This is a genomic window from Clostridium sp. CM041 (assembly GCF_055081035.1).
Genome location: NZ_CM143648.1, coordinates 641022 through 664071 on the forward strand (window position 1 = coordinate 641022; position 23050 = coordinate 664071).

The window sequence follows — 23050 nt, forward strand, 5'->3', positions numbered from 1 at the left end:
TACTATTTTATATACTTCCATTCACATATTATAGAAATCCTATTTTCTTCGAGTTTTGATATTACAACTCCATTCATCTTTTCCATTAAACTTTTTACAATAGACAGCCCAAGTCCTACACCATTCCCCGTTCTCACTTTGTCTGCCATATAGAATCTATCAAACATATGTAATACATCTTTTTCATCAATGCCTGTACATATATTTGAAATTTCAAAAGTAACTTTAGCATCACATTCTTCTAATTTTATTTCAATAACTTTCTCAGCATATTTTAATGTATTAGATAGCAAATTATCTATTATTCTCTCTAGACTATCCTTATCCCCCATTATAAAAATTGGCTTATCCGGAATGCATATTTTGGGCTCTATCCCTTTTCTCTCAAAAGATTCATAAAGTGATAAAATTTCGTCTCGTACTATATTAGTTAAATTTATTTTTACCATCTCTAACTCATAATCTTCAGTCTCTATTGAAGCTAACTCAAAAAAATCATTTATAAGAACATTTAATTTGTTAGTTTTATTTTCAATTATCTCTAATGCCTCTTCTTTATCTATGGTATTTTGTTTAAGAAGTTTTAAATATCCTATTATTGATGTTAAGGGGGTCCTTAAATCATGAGACATATTAGCTATGCCTTGTTTTAATGTATTTTCAAACATTACTTTTTCTTGTTCATTTCTTCTGTAAAGTTCTAAATATTCATTAATTTCAAAAGCTAAATTTTCTATATATTTATCAGCTATTTCAGTATTAACTTTTTTATTGGTTTCTCGCACTCTAAAATTTCTGATTTGCTTAGTTATAGCTCCTATTTCTCTTTTATATAAATGTAAATTAATAATTGCTACTGCCAAAATTAATATTAGAAAAATAATCATTAAAATAATAGCTAAATACATTTCATTTCTCCTACTCATATAATAAAATTTTTACTTATCTTTTACTTAATATCTTCACGCCGTACATATAACATACTACCTCCAATTGTTATAATAAAAGTTAAAAGTGATGAAATTATCCCAAATATAATCTCTTCTTTAGGTGCAAATTTTGATATTGCCACTCGCCCAGCAACATAAGGAAGTATATATGCACTTATGTTGCTTGGCAATTGAAAACTCAGAAAGAATATAACTGGTGAAACAAATGTACAAAGAGCACTCTTTGTTATCATAGCAATCATAGCAATTATACATATTGTGACTGCACTATACATTATTCCAATAATAATTACTCTGGTTAAGTATAAAATAGCACTTAAATTTAAGACTTCACAAAATCCATGATTTATTGAAACATATATAACTAAAATTGTTGTATAAATTATTTCTAAAAATAAACAAGCCATTATAAATACTATTAATTTACTTAATATAACCTTACTTCTCGTATATCCATAACTGAAACTTTTACTTATATTATTATTCTTAAAATCCTTAGCAATAAATTCTCCGCCTAATAATGCAAATATAAAACTAGTATATATACTATATTCGAATCCATATTGTATTGAATATGCTCCATTCATAAGAAAATTAGGATGTACTTTCTGCAGTCGTTGTATATCCTTATCCCATACAGTAATTAAAAAAAATGAAGCCACTATTGACATAAATATCATTCCAACAAAATATCTACTTTTCCTTAATTTATAAAATTCTCCTCTAATTAGATTACTCATTATCTTCTCCTCCAACTAACTTAGTAAAATAATCCTCCAGTGATTCACCCATTTGCATTATTTCTTTAACGCCTATGTTATGTTTAGATAGAGCAATAGTAATCTTTTCTCCGTCAAATTCATCATATATTCTTATGATATTATTTGGAAAAACTTCAAAGTCTTTTATCCCAATCTCATTTTCTAAAATAACTGAAACATCCGAAGTATAATTTACTTTCAAATGAAGATAAGTTCTACATTTGTTTGAAAGTTCACAAGACGTCATTTCTTCAATTAATTTCCCATCATTTATAAAACCATATCTATTGGAAATATGAGTAAGTTCAGATAACATATGACTTGATATTAAAATAGTTGTTCCTCTTTCTTTGTTTAATTTAATTAAAAGCTCTCTTATTTCTTTTATTCCAATTGGATCTAGCCCATTCATAGGTTCATCTAAAACCAAAAATTCTGGCTCACTTAATAATGCCATAGCAATTCCCAGTCTTTGTTTCATTCCTAGCGACAAATTCTTAGTTTTCTTTTTCGCGACATCCTTAAGTCCTACTAAATTTAAAGTCTCATTAATACATTTGTTTCCTGGAACTCCTCTTTGAATTTTGACAAGTTCAAGATTTTCATACGCCGTCATGTTAAGATAAAGAGCTGGTGATTCTATTAATGTACCAATTCTACTTCTTTCCTTAATAATCTCTTTCTCCTCACTATGTCCAAATAGTTCAACTTGTCCAACATTAGGTATAACAAGACCTGTAAGCACTCTAATCATAGTTGTTTTTCCGGCACCATTTTTCCCTATAACTCCATATATATCACCTTTTTTTATCTTTATGGACAAATCATCTAAAACTTTGCGACTACCATATGATTTTGTAATGTTACTAGCTATAATTACATACTCACTCATTTTATTACCTCCTTATGAATCATTCTTTTATCATAACTAATGTTTCATAAGAAAACTTTACTAAAGTCTTTCAAAAGTCTTAATTCTTCTTAATTTATACCCCATTGCCCAAATTGTTTCTATGTAATCTTCACTATCATTTGCAATAAACAGCTTATTTCTTAGTCTACTCACATGTACATTTACAGTATTATCATCGCCCAAAAATTCTTCTCCCCATATACTTTCGAAAATATTAGATTTACTGTATACCTTATTGGGATTTGTTAATAACAGTTTTAGTAATGCAAATTCTTTTGCAGTTAGCGTAAGTATAGTTTGTCCCACTTTTACTTCTTTACTTTCTGTATTTAAACTAATATCTTTATAACTCAAAATATTATCTCTATTTTTCTTTCCCTCATCCTTAAAAAATTCTAGATATCTTCTCAAATTACAATTAACTCTTGCAACAACTTCATCTGGATCAAATGGCTTACAAATAAAATCATCTGCTCCACTTTCTAATAATTCTATCTTAGTTTTTTTAGATGTTTTTGCACTTACTACAATTATTGGTGCTTTTGTTATTTCTCTAATTTTTAATATAGCTTCTTCTCCACTAATCCCTGGGATCATCAAATCTAATAAAATCATATCCCACCGTTCATTTTCTACACACATTAAAGCTTCTGTCCCTGAAAAAGCTGCTCTAACTCTATAACCCTTATTTTCAAGAATACTACAAAGTAATTTATTAATTTCATTTTCATCTTCAACTACTAAAATCTTAGCTCTTTTATCCATATTCCACCCCATTATAATCTATATATAAAGCTATTTTTCATTTTGTAAATCTTATTGTAACCACTGTTCCTTCATGCACAGTGGATTCTATCTCTATTGCATGGCCTAAATTTACACATACCTCTTTGGCTATATATAATCCCATACCAGTTGATTCTCCATATCTACGCCCATTCTCTCCAGTAAAGAATAGGTCAAATACCCTTTTAATATCTTTCCTTGGGATTCCTATTCCCTCATCAATAACACTTAATTTAATTTCTTTTTCTTCTTCCCATGCTTTTATAATCAATTCTTTTCCCATGCCTTTTGAATACTTCACACCATTAATAATAAGTTGATCTAATACAAACTTTATCCACTTTACATCACTGTATACTTCAATATCTTCATCTATTTCTACTCTAGGAATTATTCTGTTTTTTATGAAAATCTTCTTTTCTTCATTTACTGTATCAATAACTAACTTCTTCAAAGAAATTCGCTCTGCTACAAAATCTTTTTGGAAAGAATCTATTCTTGCAAAATGCATTGCCATATTTAAACCTTTATTTAGTTTATTAACCTCTTCTTCTATACTTCGCGCCTTTTCTTCTCCTGCGTATTCTTGAAGGAGAAGTTGTATTACAGAAAGAGGTGTCTTCATTTGATGTACCCACTGATTTATAAAAGTTAAATGCTCATTATGATTTTTGTTACACTTTTGTATTTCAGCTTCATATAAATTATGTTGCTTCTTTAATATTTCAGAAATATTTTGACTCAAATCCGAACTATCAAGTTCCAAAAAAGCATCATTCAAACAATTTAATCCATTTCTTAATAATTTGTATAACTGTCTATTTTGATAATACCTAAAAGCTAAGAAGCATACCAGAATAAATGTATTAAATACAAGTATATAAATGATTTCACCAAACTCTATGAACCCCATAATATTACAATACATAACTGTAAGAGCTAAACTTGATAAATATATAAAAACATAACCTCTATTATCCTTTAAAAATAATTTCATATCATTCCACTACCAGGTTTTATTTAATCTATAACCTGCTCCTCTTATAGTCTCTATGCCCATATCTATTCCTAAAACCTGCAACCTCTTTCTTATTCTACTAATATTTACGCTTAGGGTATTTTCCTCTACAAACTCAATGTCATCCCATATTCTTTCTAAAAGGAAATCTCTACTAACTACCTTAGGATACTTTTCCATAAGGCATTCTAGTAGTACGCCTTCCCTTTTAGTGATAATTAAACTTTCACCATTAAATTCTACTTCTGACCTTTCTGGGTAGAACTTAAGACTATCGGCTTCAACTATTCTTTCCTCTACCTTAGGTGCATAATCTCCAAAAGCTCTTCTTATATGGCTTTTTATCTTTGCAATAACAACATCAACATAAAAAGGTTTGGTTATATAGTCATCTGCGCCACTCTCTAAAGCCATAACCTGATCCATTCCACTATCTCTTGCAGATATAAATATTATAGGAATCTTTGATTGCTGCCTTATCTTTCTGCACCAATAAAATCCATCAAATTTAGGTAAATTAACATCTAATAATACTAAGTCTGGGTTACACCCATTAAATCCTATCATTATTTCTTCAAAGTTTTTTACCGCTATTACCTCAAACCCATACTTAGCTATGTATTCTTGTAATAAAGTACTTATTGATAAATCATCTTCTACAATATATATTTTGTATTTCATATTTATTTCTCCTTAATTTAATAAATTCAAAATTATTTTCAACGACATGCTTCTAAACCATATTTCTACAAAGTACCCTGATTACCCTTCTAAATTTGTAGAAAGAAGTAAAAAACATAGTAATCTCACTTTGCAAAGTCCTCTTATAGCCTTAGAATAAGCCACACATTTTTATGGGGAATCATGACGAAAAAAAGGTTTTGGTTAAGCTTGTAATGTAAATCTCTTACGTATATAATTAATCTATACGGTTTAGGTATACATTCGAAAAAAATTCCAAGTATGGTTAATGCAGTAAAACATATTGATTAGATGTATTCCAAATGTAAAAATAATTGGAGGAGTTTGATGAGTTTTGCTTGCAGCAGCTCAATGTTGTGGTTTTACAGATTTCACAAAGCAACATTTACGAAACCGTATTAATTAAAGGGGGGTATATTTATGTTTTTTAAGACTAGGCAGCAACATGAAAATTTGAGGACAAAGATCAGAGAATTTGCAGAAGAGGAAGTTAAACCTATTGCATTTACCTTGGATCAGGAAAATAAATTCCCTATGGAAGCAATTAATAAATTAGGTAAAATGGGGATGCTGGGGATCCCATATCCAAAAGAATACGGCGGAGCAGGTCTGGATGTAATGAGCTATGCAATTGCCGTTGAAGAATTATCAAGAGTGGATGGTGGTACAGGCGTAATTCTTTCCGCTCATACATCTTTGGGCACCTACCCAATTTCTGCCTATGGAACAGAGGAGCAGAAACAAAAATACTTAGTGCCACTCGCAAAGGGAGAGAAACTTGGTGCATTCGGTCTTACCGAAGAAAATGCTGGTAGTGATGCTGGCGGTACGGAAACCATTGCCGTACTCGATGGTGATAATTACATTTTGAATGGTGAAAAAATCTTCATAACAAATGCTGGTAAGGCTGATATTTACGTTGTTTTTGCAATTACTACGCCGGATATAGGTATTCGTGGTATAAGTGCATTTATTGTGGAAAAAGATACAGAGGGCTTTACCTTCGGTAAGCATTACGACAAGATGGGTATTAGATCATCTGCAACTGCAGAGCTAATATTCAATGACGTGAAAGTCCCTAAGGAAAATCTACTAGGAAATGAAGGTGACGGGTTCAAGATTGCTATGGCAACTTTGGATGGTGGTCGTATCGGTATTGCAGCTCAGGCTCTAGGAATAGCTCAAGGCGCGTATGAAAATGCTTTAGAGTACTCAAAAGAAAGGGTTCAATTTGGTAAACCTATTTGTCAGCAACAGATTATCTCTTTTAAGTTGGCAGATATGGCGACAAAACTTAGAGCAGCTAGATTACTTATTTACAGTGCAGCAGAGCTTAAAGAAAATCATGAGCGTTACAGTATGGAAGCTGCTATGGCGAAACAATATGCTTCAGATGTTTGCCTTGAGATTGTAAATGACGCACTTCAAATATTTGGTGGAAACGGCTATTTGAAAGGTATGGAAGTTGAGCGTGCTTACAGAGATGCTAAAATTTGCACAATATATGAAGGAACTAATGAGATTCAACGTGTCGTTATCGCTGCTCACATCATAGGCAAGATGCCGAAAAACAAGAATACAGGTAAAGCTACTGAACGTGGACCTGCAACAGGTTATCGCAGAAAAGTGATTTTCAAGGAGGGAACTACGAGTGAAAAAGTAAATGCACTTGTGGAAGCTCTTAAGGCTGATAAATATGATTTTACAGTTGGAATTCCACTGGATACTCCTATAACTAAGGCTGAAAGGGTAGTCAGCGTAGGACTAGGTATAGGGGAAAAAGAAAATATGAAGCTTATAGAAGACTTGGCAGTTCAAGCTGGTGCAGCTATAGGATCTTCGCGTCCAGTAGCTGAAACACTTAAATATTTACCACTCAATCGTTATGTTGGTATGTCTGGTCAAAAATTTAAAGGAAATCTCTATATTGCTTGTGGTATTTCAGGTGCAGGTCAGCATTTGAAGGGCATAAAGGATGCTGCCACAATAGTTGCTATAAATATTGATCCCAAAGCGAAAATTTTTAAGAACTCTGATTACGGTATCGTTGGCGATTTAATGGAGATATTACCATTACTTACTGCTGCTTTAGATAACGGAGAAGCAAAGAAAGATGCTCCACCAATGGTGAAGATAAAGTCAGCTGCTCCGAGGGAAGTTGTTCCAACCTGGAAACATTATGTATGTAACGGATGCGGTTATGAATACGATCCTGGTATGGGTGATCCCGAAGGCGAAATAGCCGAAGGTACTCTCTTTGAAAACATACCTGAAGGTTGGACTTGTCCATCTTGTTATGAAGAAAAAAATATGTTTATAGAAGTCTAATTTTTATAATAATTAAATTTAATAATGTGTTTTTAGTATAAAGGAGGATTATATATATGCATTGTGTTAGAAATATAACTGAGGATCTTTATTGGGTTGGTGGAAGTGATCGTCGCCTTTCCCTTTTCGAAAACATTCATCCAATTCCACGAGGAGTTTCTTATAACTCATATTTGCTAATGGACGAGAAGACAGTACTCTTTGATACAGTAGACTGGTCAATTTGCCGTCAGTTCCTTTTGAATATTCAATCAATCCTAAAAGGCAAGCCTTTAGATTATATGGTAATTAACCATATGGAACCTGATCATGCAGCATGCATTGAAGAGATTATTCTTCGTTATCCTGATGTAAAGATTGTATGCACCCAAAAAGCTTCCTTGTTCATGCATCAGTTCGGTTTCGCTATTGATGGCAAAATAATGGAAGTTAGTGAAGGAGATACAATGTCCTTTGGAAAACATAACGTTACATTTATAGCTGCTCCAATGGTACATTGGCCAGAAGCTATGGTGACATTTGATACTGTAAGTGGTGTATTATTTTCAGCTGATGCCTTCGGTTCTTTCGGCTCATTAGATGGTCAGCTGTTTAATGACGAAATGAACTTTGACCGGGATTGGATTGACGATGCCAGAAGGTATTATACAAACATTGTAGGAAAGTATGGTCCTCATGTTCAGAATCTTTTGAAGAAGGCGGGCACTCTCGACATCAAGATTATCTGCCCGCTACATGGACCGGTATGGCGTAATGATTTGGGGTACTTGTTAGATAAGTACGACAAGTGGAGTCGATACGAGCCTGAGGAAAATGGAGTAATGATCGTTTATGGAACAATGTACGGCAATACGGAGGCCGCTGCAAGTGACCTAGCAACAAGGCTCGTGGAAAAGGGAATGACTAATGTGGTTATGTATGACGTTTCAAAAACTCACGTCTCCTATTTGATTTCTGAGACATTCAAATATAGTCATGTGGTTCTTGCCTCTGTAACCTACAACTTGAAGATTTATCCACCGATGCTGAATTATATGATGGATATGAAATCATTAAATCTTCAAAAACGTACTTTCACTCTTATAGAAAATGGCTCATGGGCTCCTCAATCCGGCAAATTGATGCGTGGACTTTTGGATGAGATGAAAGAAATGACTATTTTAGATAATGAGATGTCATTGAACTCCAGCATGAAAGAAGATGATGCGGATTCAATGGATGCCATTGCAGGCAGCATTATCGAGTCAATGAAGTAATTTTAGAAAAATATAAATTTAGGACCTGCTCATGGATAAAGTTCATGAGCAGGTCCCTTTTGGTATACATGTTACTATTAAATTTATATTAGTTTTTTTTATATTAGTTTTTTTTATATAATTTATAAGTAAGATTAGGCATGCATAACTAATCTTTATTGCATACCTAAACTTCTCCCTCTACTAGTTGTTTAAAATTTATACTTTCTAATTCCGCATTTAAATTCTTTTGTACTTTTGTCATAGCTCTATGCACAATGCATTCACCACTTCTATTCAAATTACAAAAGCTTGATTCAATTACGCATCTATTAACACATATTGGACCGTCTATTGCTTCTATAACACCTTTTAAGGTTATTTGTTCTGGCAATTTGTTTATAGCATATCCACCCTTGACTCCCCTGTAAGATTTTAGAATATCTGCTTGTATAAGCTTTCTTAAAAGTTTTAAAAGGAATCTTAGCGGTATACCCTCTTTTTCTGAAATTACTTTTGCCTCTATCTTTTCACCATAGCCTAATTTGCATAAGTAAATTACTACTCTAAGAGCGTAATCTGCCTCTTGTGTTATTTTCATATTATATTTCTCCCTAAAGTATATACATTTGGTATAGTTTTATCTTAAAACGTTTACCCTATTTTGTCAATAGTTTTTGATTTTTTTATACTAATTAGGTTTCAGAGTAGCATTGTTATAACCATTACACCATTTATATAAAAAATTATGATATTATATAAATAAAAGTGTTATCTGCACACAGCAGGCTAGGAGATATTATGGGCTAAGAATTATTCATTATACTGTTAACATCTGCTTCAACTTCTTTTAAAAATTCCAATTTAATTCTCCTTCGCATTATAGACGCAATTCGCTTAATTCATCTAATTTCTTAAGTGATTCTTACAAATGTTTTAAGATTCATGTATTAATACCACTTATATTGGTATTCCAAAGCAAATAATAGTCCCATTCAATGAAGATTCAACGCAATTTATAAAGCCACCATGAGCCTCAACAATATACTTAGAAATGGAGAGACCAAGGCCGGATCCTGGAATATTTTGATTTCTGCATTTCTCGGCTCTATAGAATTTATTAAATATATAAGGAATATCAGCCGAAGAAATTCCCATTCCTGTATCTTTTATGTATACATTAAGATACCTACCAGTGTTTTCAAAATATATTGAAATGGATCCATCTTCTCTTGAATACTTTATACTATTTGAAACTAAATTGTACATTACTTGAGAAAGTCTTTTCTTATCACCATTTAACAAAAGGTTAGGTATTTTATCTGGGAAAATAAAATGAATTTCCTTACTGGTTATCTCTACAGATAAATCATCTAATATATCCTTAAAGAAATCGCCACAGTAGAACTCAACTAATGATATGTTCATTTTGTTAAGCTCTGCCTTTGAATGCTCTAGTATATCCTCTAGAAGCTTAGATAACATTTTTACTCTGTTTAATATTATTATACAATAATTTTCAATACCCGCCTTATCTTTAACAATGCCATCCTTAATCCCTGACACATATCCATGGATGGCAGTTAGAGGGGTTTTAATATCATGAGATAAGCAAGCTAAAAGCTCCTTTTCACTTACCTTTATTGATATTTCCTTTTCCTTTGAAGATTTAAGTTCATCTCTCATAGCTTCGAAATCGTGGCAAAAAACACCCATTTCTGTATCATAATCATAATGAATTTCATATGTGAAATCACCCTTTAAAATTCTCCGCGCACTTTCATTAAGAGAATCTAAGGGCAATAAAATATCCTTTTTCAATAAAATATAAGTGAGGATTATTAGTATAATTATTGCAGATAAAGAGATGATAATAGGTAATACATCTCTAAAGGTAACTAGCTTGGGTGAAGTAGATAAAAAATCCTCCTTAGGAATTAAAAATATTGCTGTGCCAACTTGTTTACTATTTATAATTAGTGGGATAGTATATTTAATTAGTCCCGGATGCTGCATCGAAGCTTTATTATCATATTCCATAAATTCATTTAAATCAGCTACAGCATCTTTTTTATAAATACTTATAGAAGAGTACAAAACCTTTCCATTTAAATCTATAACAGCATAGGGAAAATCACTTTTCAAAGAAAATTCAGAATTATTACTCACTAATGCTTCTTCTACACTTATTTTTATAGAACTTGTTAAAAGTCTGCCCTTATTAACTGTAGGATAAAAGCTGTTTTTATTATATATAAGATTTGTTGAATAAATAATTACAAAGGCTACTAATACAATTACAGATAAAGTGAAAACTTTAACTTTCAAAGCTATGCTTTGCTTATTCATCTATTGCTTCCTCCCATTTGTAACCAACTCCCCAAACAGTTTTAATGTAATTTATATTGTGCAGAGAAAATTTCTCGCGAATTCGATTTACATAAACAGCAACTGTATTTAAATCTCCAAAGTCGCTAAGTCCCCAAATATTATCATAAAGCTGCTGCTTAGAGAATACTTGGCATGGATAATCGGATAAAAAGTCTACTATTTCAAATTCTCTGGATGTTAAGTGAATCTCTTTTCCCTTAAAGGTTACTTTATAGCTTTTACTATCTATAGCTAACTTACCAAACTCTTTTATTTCAGAATCATACTTTTTAGAAGGATAAGAATCCTTTAATGGAATTGAAAAAGTTTTATATCTCCGCAGATGTGCTTTTATTCTAGCTATTATCTCCATGGGAGAAAAAGGTTTAGTTATATAATCGTCAGCGCCAACTCCCAGGGATAATATCTTATCAATATCCCCACTTTTAGCAGAAAGCATTATTATGGGTACTCGCGAGGTGGTCCTAATAATTCTGCAGATTTCTATGCCATCCACCTCAGGAAGCATTATATCTAAAACAACAATATCCGGATTAAAAGAATTAAACGCGACAAGAGCTTTTCCTCCATTATCACAATAATCAACTATAAACCCTTCACTATTAAAATAATCTTTTAATATATTTCTGATATCTATATCATCTTCAATGATAAGAATTTTTTCATTTGCCATAATTACCCTCCAAATGCTTTATAATTACATTTTACCATAAAAATATAAAAAAGAGAGTTTACCACCCTCTTTCTTTCAAAAATTCAAATATTAAAACCTCTCTATTTCCATCGTCTGATTTAAAGAATTTATCTAAATCAAGTTCTCCATCTATTCTACCATCCTTTAAATATATTAATCTGGAAGCACGAGCAGCAGCCTTTAAATCATGAGTGACCATAACTACTGTTTGACCATTATTATTTAAGTCCGACAATATGTCTAGAACCTCTTCTCCCGCAGTGGAGTTAAGTGCTCCTGTGGGCTCGTCTCCAAATAGTATTTTAGGGGATGTGATTATAGCTCTTGCCACTGCTGCTCTTTGTTGCATACCACCAGAAATTTCTGAGGGGTATTTTTCCTTAGCATCTTTTATACTCAGGGTTTCAAGAAGCTTTAAGGTTTTCTCATTGACTTCTTTTTTGTTTTTATTTACTCCATAACCACAATAAGCTATGTTTTCAAAAACCGTTATATCAGGTAATAAATTTATACTTTGAAATACAAAGGAAATGTCTTTTTTTCTAATTAATGAAAGTTCATCCTCTTTCATTGATGTAATATCCTTTCCTAAGATATTAACGCTGCCACTAGTGGGTGAGTCCATACCACTTAAAGTATATAATAATGTAGATTTTCCAGAGCCTGAGCTTCCCATAATTACAGTAAAGTCCCCTTCATAGATGTCTAAACTTAAATTTTTTATCACATTTAGCGCAGTTTTACCTGTGACAAAGGATTTGCAAAGGTTATTAGCTTTTATAACTGATTTTTTCATCAAATCACTCCTCCATTAATTCAGTAATCTTAGTATTTTTTATAGAGTTACAGCATATAAGTGTTGTTACTAATATTAAAATAACCATAGTGATTATTAGTAGTAACATTGTTATTGGAGATATTATTAACACATCTAATTTACTAACTGCTGCAGCAATCATAGGTCTTGCTAGCGTTAAATTAAATATGATAGCTATAATTGTGCTAAATAATGTTAGGATTAATATCCTATATAGATATCTGTTTCTTATTTCTTTAGATGTAAATCCTAGGGCCTTCATTATTCCAAAGTTTCTTCTATTATCTCTAATATTGATTATGATAATATTTAATATCGTTATTGCACCAAATGCTATAAATACCACAATTAATAAATTGGTAATAGGGAGTACTGTTCCAGGGATAGATACTATGACATCTTTAATTGCAGGTGGAATTTCACTGGCATCTAAATTAGGATATATATTGTTAATCTCTTTCTTAAATTGTTTTATATCTGTACCAGCTGTTAGAGTTATAAAAATTTCACTGCCTATAAATTTTGGAATCTCCTTTTCTATTGCAGCATTTAATATTCTTATACCATATCCATTTTGCATCATTGAATTATAAGCGCCTGTTATTAAATAGGAGTCTTTTTTATTATTTATAGATAGTTCTATATAGTCTCCTACGGATAACCCTGCATCTTTTAATATTTTTGAAGAAACAGCTACTTCTTTAGAATTTTTGGGATTATGCCCATCTATGATAGTAAAGCCTAAATCACTGGTGTAAGAATTCATCACAAATATATCGTAAAGTGTACTCTTTATAGGGTATTTTTTAGTATCAAGTTCTACTACATCCGTTAGCATCATAGATCCATAAACATAATTTTTAATTCTATTGTCCTTCTTTACATCATTCAAAACCTTATTTAAAACTTCTGATTGTCTAACCATTTGCGGAGCACTAATGGTTACATTACTTTTAGGTAGTCCAAACCAAATAGGAGCATTTTCCTTCATCTTTGACATAGATCCATTTGCATTACCAAATATCAATACCAGTGTTAGGGATAATGTTAATGTTAATGTGATAAAGGCAGTAGTCTTTTTATATTTAAACATATCGTTTATTGCAAAGGCTAAGGAAGATATATTATCTTTGATCAATGACTTTGTTAGCTTTCGCCTTGAAGATGTAATCCCTGTTCTAAGAGCCTCCACAGGTGTAATCTTATTAGTTCTTCTAATTACAAAATACAGATTAATAATCACCACTAATGTAAATAAAATTACTGTAGCTAAAATAACATATGCATTAATACTTACACCTTTAAAATCACCAATATACTTTAAAACTTTCGAGGCTGTATAATTTAATATAGGGATACTACACAGAGCTCCAAGGATACTTCCAATAAATGCAATTATTGAGTAACCTATAATATAAAATTTGAGAATATCTCTTTTAGAAAAACCAAGAGCTTTGTATATTCCAATAGATTTATATTCTTTTAAAATATTATTCCATAAAATAAATCGCATAAGAAGCACTGAAACAATAAACACTAGAATTGAAGCTAAGGTTGCAATGCCACCTATCATAGAAGAAGCCATCGTTGAACTTAAGCTTAATAAATCTTTATCAAATACAAAGCCACCAACTTTTATAGCCCCGGTCAAATCCTTTTCTACATTAGCTACATTAGTCCCACTTTTAACATCTATAAAAATTAATGATGCTTTCCTTAATGAAGAGAATTCCTGCTCACTATTCTTATTGGTATATAGATTAATTATACCAATAGTAGAAGATGGCTCAAGAGAGTCATTAATTAAGGAAGAAACCTTTAAAGTAACGTCCTTTGTCTTTGTTTTTATGGTTAAGTTATCTCCAAGGTGAATATTATTATTTTCTGCTAGAATCTTAGTAATCCACACTTCACCTTTTTTAGGACAACTGTCATTATTTGATGAGTTACCCTTAGTTAGTCCAAATGGAATATTTTTGCTATCTTCTATGGGAACAACATCGTACATTGAAATCTTTAAATTTACACCATTGTGATAAAGGTCGTTACCAGAAGTGAACGCCTCAGTAGCTTTAACATCATTAACCTCTGTATTATTTTTACCCCACTTAAGTACATCATTTGTAGAACTTTCATTAGCGTTATAACAAATTATATAGTAAAATTTATCATTAGAATAAAATTTATTAATATACCCTTGAATAGAAGTTAACATAGACAAACTACTTGTAAATATTAAAGAGGATAAAAATAATAACGCTCCTATTAAAAAACATTGAAGTTTTTTCTTTTTTAGTTTTTTAAGCCACATCTAAACACATCCTTTCTTTAATTATATAATACATAAGAAAAGTTAAAGAAATATATTTAAATTATTAATGAAATCTTACAAAATAGTAAGATAACTTTTTTATTTGTAAGTGTAGCGACATTGAGTGTTAGCAGCTCGTGGAGTACACTATGTTATAGTGATGAGAAATGAAAAAAATTCAGGGGGCATATTATGGCTAATGAAGTATTAAAAATCGAAAAACTAAAAAAAGTAATTGGTAAACGTACAATCGTACAACATTAACTTCTGCAGGCATAGCTATTTTCGCTATGGACAGACAAGTGATCCATAGGAAATATGAAAAAAAGCATAGCTGAAGATGAATACAGCATTGTTAACAATATCAGGCCAGAATCCAAAGACAGCATTTGGACAAGAATCACAAAGTTTGATTCATATGTTCCATATAGTTTAATTATTGCACTTCTTTTAATAATAGCATGTTCAGCTTTATTTGCAGGTGAATTTTCAGAGGGTACAATGAAAATGATGATATCACGGCCTTATAAACGGTTTGAAATTCTTACTGCAAAACTAATTGTTACATTATTTTATGGTCTTGTACTTTTGGTAACATCATTTTTGTTAAACTTTATATTGCTGGGTATATATTTCGGTTTCAATGGCATGGGTGCTAAGGAAATGATGTGGACGAGTACTAAAATAATATATATACCAGCCGTACTAAAAACATTTATTATTTATGGCCTTAATTTTCTTACTGTGCTTGTGTATGTATTAGTAGCTTTTGCACTTTCAATAATATCTCGTTCACGCTCAATTGCAACCGGATGCTCTTTATTCTTGCTTTTAGCTGGTAGTTCTATGGTGCAACTATTCTCAACCCGTTTCAGCTGGGGTAAATATCTTCCTTTTGGACTGTCGGATTTTACTAACTTTATTGTTAACGGATCATTCGTCGTTGGTACAACACTTGCATTTGCTATTGGCGTATCCGCTATATATTCTGTTATATTCTGCGCTGCAGGTTATTTAGTTTTTGAGAAACGCGATATTTAACGACATTTCAGAAGAAAGTCTCCCTCTTCTATAAGATGGGGTTATGGACTATAACAAAGAAAAAACTTTAGTGGGAGTATAAATCTCCTTCTGAAGTCGTTGATATTACAGCACCGCAGGTGATGATTTAACTGGTAATCGTATTCTACCTAGATTCTCCTAAAAAGCTCTGATTTTCTTAAGAAAATCAGAGCTTTTTTAATAACCACCATGTTCTGCTAATGTTAATATTGCAGCTCCGCAGGAGATGATTTAATTAAATCATACTACAGTACTATTATAAAATATAGTTGCATTCACAACTATATTGCCCTATTATATAATTAGTAGGAATTGCAACTAATTTAGGAGGAATACGACAATGAATAAAAATATGAACTCATTAGGAAGATGGATTTCTCTTTTACATAGAAATGGTCATGTATACGTAGGAATGCAACTTAAGCCATATAATATAAGTAAGGGTCAATATACATTTTTAAATGCATTATATAAAAAAGATGGAGTACGTCAGGAACAATTATCAGATTACCTTAAAATTGATAAAGGTACCACAGCAAAGGCTATAAAAAAGCTGGAAGCTGATGACTATATCATTAGAAAAATAGATGCAAAAGATAAAAGAGCATATAATGTTTATCTTACTGAGAAAGCATTGAAAATAAAACCTATGGTTAGAAAAGCCATGATGGATTGGATATATATTTTATTTTCAGGATTTAGTGAAGATGAAAAGAAAACATCATTAGCATTACTCGAAAGGATGGGAGAAAATGCTACAACTTTCACACATGATTATTCTAAAGATGATGAAGCTCATTAGGAGATGATAAAAATTAATATAGTGGTTAATACTAAGAGAATTATTAACAAAAATTTTCATGCTCTTACCCATAAAAATTATAGATATTTTTGGATGGGTCAGTGTCTTTCTTTAATAGGTACCTGGACACAAAATATAGGACAATCCTGGCTAGTACTTTCTCTGACAGGATCTCCATTTTTACTTGGACTTGTCGGAGCAATGCAGTTTTTACCCATAACCTTTTTCTCATTGTTTGCGGGGGTACTAACTGATAAGTTTCCAAAGAAAAAAATACTGATTTTCACTCAGAGTGTATCGATGATATTAGCTTTTATATTGTCTGCATTAGTCTTTACGAATACATTAAAGTATGAACATCTAATAGCTTTAGCTTTGTGTCTTGGATTTTGTAATACTTTAGATATGCCAACTAGGCAAGCCTTTAATGTTGAAATAGTAGGAAAGGACGATTTAATGAATGCCATCGCTTTAAATTCAGCCACTTTTAATTTAGCAAGAATTATTGGACCGGCTATTGGAGCTCTACTCATGGGATATCTCGGAGCAGGATGGTGTTTTTTATTAAATGGTTTTAGTTTTATGGCAGTTATCTATGGACTGGTCCATATTGAAGCAATCAATTATATTAGAAAGAAAACTTCTGAAAAAGGAATGCTTAAAGAAATATTGGATGGCCTTAAATATATAAAAAGCAAATCTATCTTACTCGAAACCTTGATATTAATTAGCATTATGGGAATATTCGTTTTTAACTACAACGTTTTGATACCTGTATTTACGAAAAACGTACTACATATGCAGGAAAAAACCTATGGAATTTTACTATCTGCACTTGGAGCAGGTTCCCTCATTGGAGCACTTCTCATGTCTTTTAAAAGCAAAAATGGTCCAAATAAAATTCTTATGATTGGTAGCTCTATTGGAATTGGCATAATGTTAATTTTTACAGGTATAAGTAACTTATATTATTTTACTGCCCTAAGTTTAGCTATAACAGGAATATTTAATATGTTTTTTTCCACCACTGCAAATTCAATGTTACAACTAAATTCTAAGGATGAATACAGAGGACGAGTTATGAGTGTATATTCACTTGTATTTGCTGGATTCACCCCCCTTGGAAGTCTTCTTTCAGGGTTTGTGGCTGAAAAATACGGCGCTAACACTTGTTTCATATTATCAGGTATTTCTGCAATAATGTTGATATTGTTACTTGTTACTTGGTCTAAACTTAGAAAAAATGGTAAAGTTGCATCCGTATAAATTAAAGCTATTGCTACTTCCGTTTCTAGTATTGTTAAAATAATTCTACTATGCTAAAATTATATTAACTATAATTTAATAAAAAAAAGGGGTGAATTATTTATGAAATACTCAACTGGTGAAAAACCCGGAAATGGTACATATGTTTGTAAAATTTGCGGTCAAAAAGTAGTATTAGATGATAATACTGATACTTTACCTCCCTGTCCTAAATGTAAAAAAGCAAACTATAGGAAATTTTAAAATAAAATAATGGTACAATATAATCAAAAAAATAAGCCCTAGTCTTGGGCTTATTTTTTTCTTGTAACAACCTATGCATTTATTAGCATGTATTATTCTACAATAGAAATCTTATAACTATATGTAAACTCTTCTCCAATAGTTAATGAAATCGAGCCCTCTTTATCTTTAAATTCACCAGTAAAATCTTCATAATCTGCATGTCCAAACCAAGGTTCTATGCATAAAAATGGTGCTCCGCCTTTTGGTGACCATATTCCCATGTAAGGGAAGCCCTTAAATTCTACTGATACTGACTTTTCATGATTTTTTGATTTTATAGTTATTTTATCAGATTTCAAATCATCAAATACTAAAGCATCCTCTTTAAATAACTCTTTTGATAGTATCATGATATCAGTATCCTTTAAACATTCTTTTCTCTTATGTGAAAAATAAGCATCTTTAGTTAATTCCATAATATCACTTGTTTCTTTCTTATTAAATTCAAGGTAATAATCTTCTAATTTTTCATTTTTTTCAATAGGACACATAAATGCAGGATGTGCACCAATTGAAAATGATATATCCTTATTATCTAAATTTATAACATTATACGTTACTTTAACTGTATTCTTTTCAATTGTGTAATTAATAAGTAAAGAAAATTTATATGGATATCTTTTTATAGTATCCTCAGAATATTTTAGTTCAAAAGTAATTGAATCATTAGTTTGTGATATAAATTTAAAATCTGATATCCTACCTAATCCATGAGATGGCAATTCATATAGCTTTTCATCAATTTTATATTTTGAATCAACTAGATTCCCGACTATTGGAAATAAAATTGGTGAATGATATTTCCAATAGTTTTGGTCTCCATTCCACAGATACTCTGTTCCTTCTTTTTTTCCAGTTATTGAATGTAGTTCTGCACCATGAGCGCTAGCCGTTATTTTAATTGTTGAATTTTCTAAAGAATAAATCATCAAAAACACCCTTTCATTATTTAGTTTACATAAAGCCGCATAAGCACATCCTTTAGCCTTAGGACTTCCATTAATAAGTAATAATTTCATCTTTACAACTAATTTTATATTCAAAAATAACTATCAACTACTAATATACATCAGTATAACTATAAATAGTAGAATGAATAAAAAATTAAAAATAAAAGTAACTTCTTTGTAATAACTCTCTTTCAAAAATCAGTTATAATGTACTTAGTTGCAACAAAATATGTATTAATATACGGAGTATAGTCGGAAAACAATAATTGTGAGGAGAGGTGCAAGAACATGAGTTTAAATATTATGTCTAAAGCAATCAAAAAAAGAAAAAAAAGGTTAAGAACGACCTTGATTATATTAGGAATAATTGTGTCTCTAATAGGAATCCAATTAATTATTATGTATTCTACTATATCAAAATACGACTTAAAGATCTATCCCGAGGTATGGGTGGAAGATATAAATTTAGGTGGCATGACTAAGGATGAAGCAAAAATTGCTATTATTAAAAATCGTAATAATATTATTGCTAAAAAAGATATAACAATAAATCTCAATGACAAACAATATATCGTCCATACATCAAAACTTGGAATAAAACATGATTATAATGTTGTCATTAATAAAGCTTACGATATTGGTAGAAAAGAGAATTTATTTAAAAACTATTTTGCTATAACGTCTCCTGGCAAGCAAACTTTTGATGTTAAATATACCTACAATTATGCAATTCTAGATACCCTACTTAAAGATATTGCTAAGGACAACAATAAAAATGCAATAGATGCAACTATTTTCAGAAACAATTCAGGTCAATTAGTTATAACTGAAGATGAATATGGTCTTAGTGTTGATTCTGCCAGTTTAAAAAAAGCTATAATTAACAAAGTTAATAATATTGAAAAAGATCAAAATTTAGTAATCGAATCTAAATTAAAAAAAGTTGAACCTAAAATTAAAGAAAATGATTTAAAATGTATCAATGCTCAAATATCTAGTGTTACGACTAACTTTAGGAATTCAAATGAAAATCGTTCAGAAAATATTAGAGTATCTTCTAATTCTATAAATGGGAAGCTACTTATGCCAGGAGATATTTTTAGTTTTAATGATGTAGTAGGCGATAGAACTATTGAACGAGGCTATAAAACATCAAAAGAAATTATAGGCGACAAATATGTAGATGGCATAGGTGGTGGAGTATGCCAAGTTTCAACTACACTTTATAATGCAGTACTTAGAACTAATTTAACATCTGTAGAAAGATATCCACATACAATGCATTCTAGCTATATTGGTGCAGGATTGGATGCTACAGTTGCCTACGGCTCCCTCGATTATAGGTTTAAAAATACTACTTCTTATCCTATATATATAGAATCTGCAGTACATAACAAAAATGTAACATTTAGTATCTACTCAAATTCAATTCTTAACAATAAAAAATATGATATTGTTAATGAAATTGTGGGAAAGAAAGTAAATGTATTTAGAATAACATATGAGAACGGTAATCAAGTGTCTAAAACCCTTCTTTATACTAATAAACTTTCATAGGAAATATTAATATTAGTTGGACAACCTACCTTTCCTATGAACTGAACCCCTAAAAGTGGTCATTGCGAAATTCCCCCAATTGTAGGATAAGAAAACTATGATTGGGGTGATTTTTATATTCAAGGCAAATTTTCTCTAGGCAGTAGCTTTTCTTTTCTTAATTTACTCTATATCTAATCCTATTTTTTAATATTCCCAATTAATTCCAACATCATCTAAAAGTACAATCCTCTTTTTAGTTTTATCAAAAAAACTTACTCGTATAAGCCCCTCTGGAGTAAATTTAAGATTAACTTTTTTGAGGTCCTGTAGTCTAAAATTATATTTTTGGAATACAGCTTCACTCTCTGAAATACGCTTATACTAAGCAAATGCTCTTAGATGGCTAGATACTTAAAAATTCAAATGACAATATTAACAGAGAAATCATAAATGAATTTATTAAAGAGACTGTATTTAAATTTTATATATATAATATCCTGAACATAATGGCTAATTTGATAATATTATATAATATGGTTCTTTAATTGTATAGAAAATCTAGAAAAAATAAAGGGGAAGATTATATGTGTTTAGATAATATAAATACCTCGAAATCTTCAAAAATTCAATATTTATATTCTAATAATATGGAAATAGTTTATCCTGTTTTGAAAGACATGTTTCAAAGGGGCATAGCTCAGTATGGGATAAGCAATGATAATGATGAATTTTTAGATATTACTTCCATACTTTTAATAAAGATTCACAAGGATAAAACAATTTTACCTATTATAGTAGACATGATTTTTTTTAGAAATAGAAGAGGTCTTTTTACTCATGATCTAATCTGGGCTTTTTTTCAAGCAAGAGATCCATATAGCTTAATGTTAATCGCAAATTATTTAGGCTCAGAGGACGTAAATGATGTTGAATTAGCATGCAAACTTTTAGGCTTTGTACCTTCCATAGATATGACTATGGGAAAAGGTAGTAGAAAACAATATACAGCTTTTTTTAATTGGCTTGCGGAGAATTATCCCTTTTTATATTTTACGGGGGAAAGTTTTCAGAGAACTAGTAAGCCTATACCCTATATCGTAGATTTAGATTCCAAATACCTGTGTAGATGGATATCACTTTATACTGGAAAACCATTCATACCATACACGGCAAAAGAAAATAACTTATTGAGCTCTTTTAACAACCTTGATGAAGATAACAAGCTACTGCTATCGAGATTCTCACCTAGAATTCATTATAAAAGTATATATTTATGGAAGTCATGGATTAACAATACTATAACTAATCAAATAAGCATTGCTAAAACTAGGTTAAGGTATTAGCAATCTATAATTATAATCTCAATATAAGTTATATAAGGAGGCTAGTAAATGATAATAATTCCAGGCACTATTTTTAAAGTTGATACTTTTATAAATGAATATAAACCAAATAATCTTGAAAAAGATATTATTAGTAAAATGGATTTAAGTAAAGGAAAGTATGAGTATAATTCAGTAACCCAATTACAATTTGAGCTAAAATTACGAAATAATATTGTAAATGCTGCTAAAAAACTCAATGAAGGCGATATGTCCTTTAGAACCTTTCGTAAATCAATGTGTAATCTTGATTATTGGGATCGTACTGATGAAGGTGGATTTAAATTAAAAATAGGAATAGCTCCAAGTGCGGCTATTAAGGATATTTCTATAAATAGCTCAAAATATGGTACTGAATGTGCTACTGCAGTTGTTATTATTTATTATCAAGCATTGCTTAATATATTTACTGACAAACCTTTCAATGATTTATTTCCAAAAATACATTTAATGAATTGGCATTATCTAGATAGTTTGATTGAGAGTGCAGGTTATTTAGAAAAACGAAGTGATTATTTAGCAGGGGATAGAAGATACTTTTATAACCCTGATGTAAATCCAATAACGCCTGAATGGCAAGGAGAAAATGTTATAGACCTAGGTAATGGGTTTTATTTTGGACACGGTATAGGCATAGGAAATGCTGATGAAATAATTAGTGAATTAAATAAATATAGGTTAGAAGGATCAAAAACATACGCTTACTTATTAGATTCAGCTGCACGTCTGGATTTTAAATATTTAGCAGATATATATTATAAACTTCTTTCATCCTCTACCAGTTAAAATTCCAATCAGACTTAAAAGTACAAAATGCTATAATAACCCTATAAATCTCTTTAGGATATTGTTGATCCC

21 protein-coding genes are annotated in these 23050 nt (G+C 30.8%); 9 read left to right on the top strand and 12 right to left on the bottom strand.

Features of this window, described 5'->3' with window-relative positions; translation table 11 throughout:
• Positions 1-2: 2 nt before the first annotated feature.
• The 6 genes from ACWJJT_RS03145 to ACWJJT_RS03170 are packed head-to-tail and all read right to left on the bottom strand — an operon-like array spanning position 3 to position 5109.
• The gene (locus ACWJJT_RS03145) at positions 3-908 is read right to left on the bottom strand and encodes a sensor histidine kinase (RefSeq protein WP_462956013.1); all 906 of its coding nucleotides are present in this window, start codon (positions 906-908) and stop codon (positions 3-5) included.
• Between the two features lie 41 nt (positions 909-949).
• Positions 950-1690 (bottom strand): ABC transporter permease, encoded by a 741-nt coding sequence (locus ACWJJT_RS03150; protein WP_462956014.1) that lies wholly within the window; start codon positions 1688-1690, stop codon positions 950-952.
• A complete protein-coding gene (locus tag ACWJJT_RS03155; protein WP_462956015.1) occupies positions 1683-2603 on the bottom strand; it encodes an ATP-binding cassette domain-containing protein in 921 nt (306 codons plus the stop codon). The genes ACWJJT_RS03150 and ACWJJT_RS03155 overlap by 8 nt, the downstream gene beginning before the upstream one ends.
• A 60-nt stretch (positions 2604-2663) precedes the next feature.
• The gene (locus tag ACWJJT_RS03160) at positions 2664-3389 is read right to left on the bottom strand and encodes a response regulator transcription factor (protein WP_462956016.1); all 726 of its coding nucleotides are present in this window, start codon (positions 3387-3389) and stop codon (positions 2664-2666) included.
• A gap of 37 nt (positions 3390-3426) precedes the next feature.
• Positions 3427-4407: a sensor histidine kinase gene (locus ACWJJT_RS03165; RefSeq protein ID WP_216304182.1), complete on the bottom strand. Its 981-nt coding sequence runs from the start codon at positions 4405-4407 to the stop codon at positions 3427-3429.
• 9 nt (positions 4408-4416) lie between these two features.
• Positions 4417-5109 (bottom strand): response regulator transcription factor, encoded by a 693-nt coding sequence (locus ACWJJT_RS03170; protein ID WP_220287127.1) that lies wholly within the window; start codon positions 5107-5109, stop codon positions 4417-4419.
• 441 nt (positions 5110-5550) lie between these two features.
• On the opposite strand from ACWJJT_RS03170, the gene ACWJJT_RS03175 reads away from it, so the two are divergent.
• Both ACWJJT_RS03175 and ACWJJT_RS03180 read left to right on the top strand, forming a co-directional pair.
• Entirely contained in the window at positions 5551-7458 is a 1908-nt protein-coding gene (locus tag ACWJJT_RS03175) for an acyl-CoA dehydrogenase family protein (protein ID WP_462956017.1), read from the top strand.
• A 56-nt stretch (positions 7459-7514) separates the two neighbouring features.
• Entirely contained in the window at positions 7515-8714 is a 1200-nt protein-coding gene (locus ACWJJT_RS03180; RefSeq protein WP_462956018.1) for an FprA family A-type flavoprotein, read from the top strand.
• Positions 8715-8880: 166 nt separating this feature from the next.
• Here ACWJJT_RS03180 and ACWJJT_RS03185 read toward each other — a convergent pair whose 3' ends face one another.
• The 5 genes from ACWJJT_RS03185 to ACWJJT_RS03205 form a co-directional block, all read right to left on the bottom strand.
• A complete protein-coding gene (locus ACWJJT_RS03185) occupies positions 8881-9294 on the bottom strand; it encodes an RrF2 family transcriptional regulator (protein WP_462956019.1) in 414 nt (137 codons plus the stop codon).
• 359 nt (positions 9295-9653) lie between these two features.
• A complete protein-coding gene (locus tag ACWJJT_RS03190) occupies positions 9654-11042 on the bottom strand; it encodes a HAMP domain-containing sensor histidine kinase (protein ID WP_216304175.1) in 1389 nt (462 codons plus the stop codon).
• Positions 11035-11757, bottom strand: a complete 723-nt coding sequence (locus ACWJJT_RS03195) for a response regulator transcription factor (protein ID WP_216304174.1) — start codon at positions 11755-11757, stop codon at positions 11035-11037. Before ACWJJT_RS03195 ends, ACWJJT_RS03190 begins: the two co-directional genes overlap by 8 nt.
• Before the next feature lie 58 nt (positions 11758-11815).
• Positions 11816-12574 (bottom strand): ABC transporter ATP-binding protein, encoded by a 759-nt coding sequence (locus tag ACWJJT_RS03200; protein ID WP_462956020.1) that lies wholly within the window; start codon positions 12572-12574, stop codon positions 11816-11818.
• A 4-nt stretch (positions 12575-12578) separates the two neighbouring features.
• On the bottom strand, positions 12579-14906 hold the full coding sequence (locus tag ACWJJT_RS03205; protein WP_462956021.1) for an ABC transporter permease: 2328 nt from the start codon (positions 14904-14906) through the stop codon (positions 12579-12581).
• A 318-nt stretch (positions 14907-15224) separates the two neighbouring features.
• On the opposite strand from ACWJJT_RS03205, the gene ACWJJT_RS03210 reads away from it, so the two are divergent.
• The 4 genes from ACWJJT_RS03210 to ACWJJT_RS03225 all read left to right on the top strand — a co-directional run bounded on the left by ACWJJT_RS03210 (position 15225) and on the right by ACWJJT_RS03225 (position 18279).
• Complete coding sequence (locus ACWJJT_RS03210) at positions 15225-15947, top strand: ABC transporter permease (protein ID WP_462956022.1); 723 nt, start codon at positions 15225-15227, stop codon at positions 15945-15947.
• Between the two features lie 361 nt (positions 15948-16308).
• The gene (locus ACWJJT_RS03215) at positions 16309-16770 is read left to right on the top strand and encodes a MarR family winged helix-turn-helix transcriptional regulator (RefSeq protein WP_462956023.1); all 462 of its coding nucleotides are present in this window, start codon (positions 16309-16311) and stop codon (positions 16768-16770) included.
• 3 nt (positions 16771-16773) lie between these two features.
• Positions 16774-18036, top strand: a complete 1263-nt coding sequence (locus tag ACWJJT_RS03220) for an MFS transporter (protein ID WP_462956024.1) — start codon at positions 16774-16776, stop codon at positions 18034-18036.
• 102 nt (positions 18037-18138) lie between these two features.
• Entirely contained in the window at positions 18139-18279 is a 141-nt protein-coding gene (locus ACWJJT_RS03225) for a zinc ribbon-containing protein (RefSeq protein ID WP_462956025.1), read from the top strand.
• A gap of 92 nt (positions 18280-18371) precedes the next feature.
• Here the strand turns inward: ACWJJT_RS03225 and ACWJJT_RS03230 are convergent, their stop codons facing one another.
• A complete protein-coding gene (locus tag ACWJJT_RS03230; RefSeq protein WP_462953140.1) occupies positions 18372-19250 on the bottom strand; it encodes an aldose 1-epimerase family protein in 879 nt (292 codons plus the stop codon).
• 309 nt (positions 19251-19559) lie between these two features.
• Here ACWJJT_RS03230 and ACWJJT_RS03235 point away from each other — a divergent pair, with 309 nt between their 5' ends.
• From ACWJJT_RS03235 to ACWJJT_RS03245, 3 genes are all read left to right on the top strand, one after another.
• Positions 19560-20828, top strand: coding sequence for a VanW family protein (locus ACWJJT_RS03235; RefSeq protein WP_462956026.1), 1269 nt, complete (start codon positions 19560-19562; stop codon positions 20826-20828).
• A gap of 566 nt (positions 20829-21394) precedes the next feature.
• Positions 21395-22153: a hypothetical protein gene (locus ACWJJT_RS03240; RefSeq protein WP_462956027.1), complete on the top strand. Its 759-nt coding sequence runs from the start codon at positions 21395-21397 to the stop codon at positions 22151-22153.
• Between the two features lie 48 nt (positions 22154-22201).
• Entirely contained in the window at positions 22202-22978 is a 777-nt protein-coding gene (locus ACWJJT_RS03245) for a protein-glutamine gamma-glutamyltransferase (RefSeq protein ID WP_462956028.1), read from the top strand.
• Positions 22979-23050 lie beyond the last annotated feature (72 nt).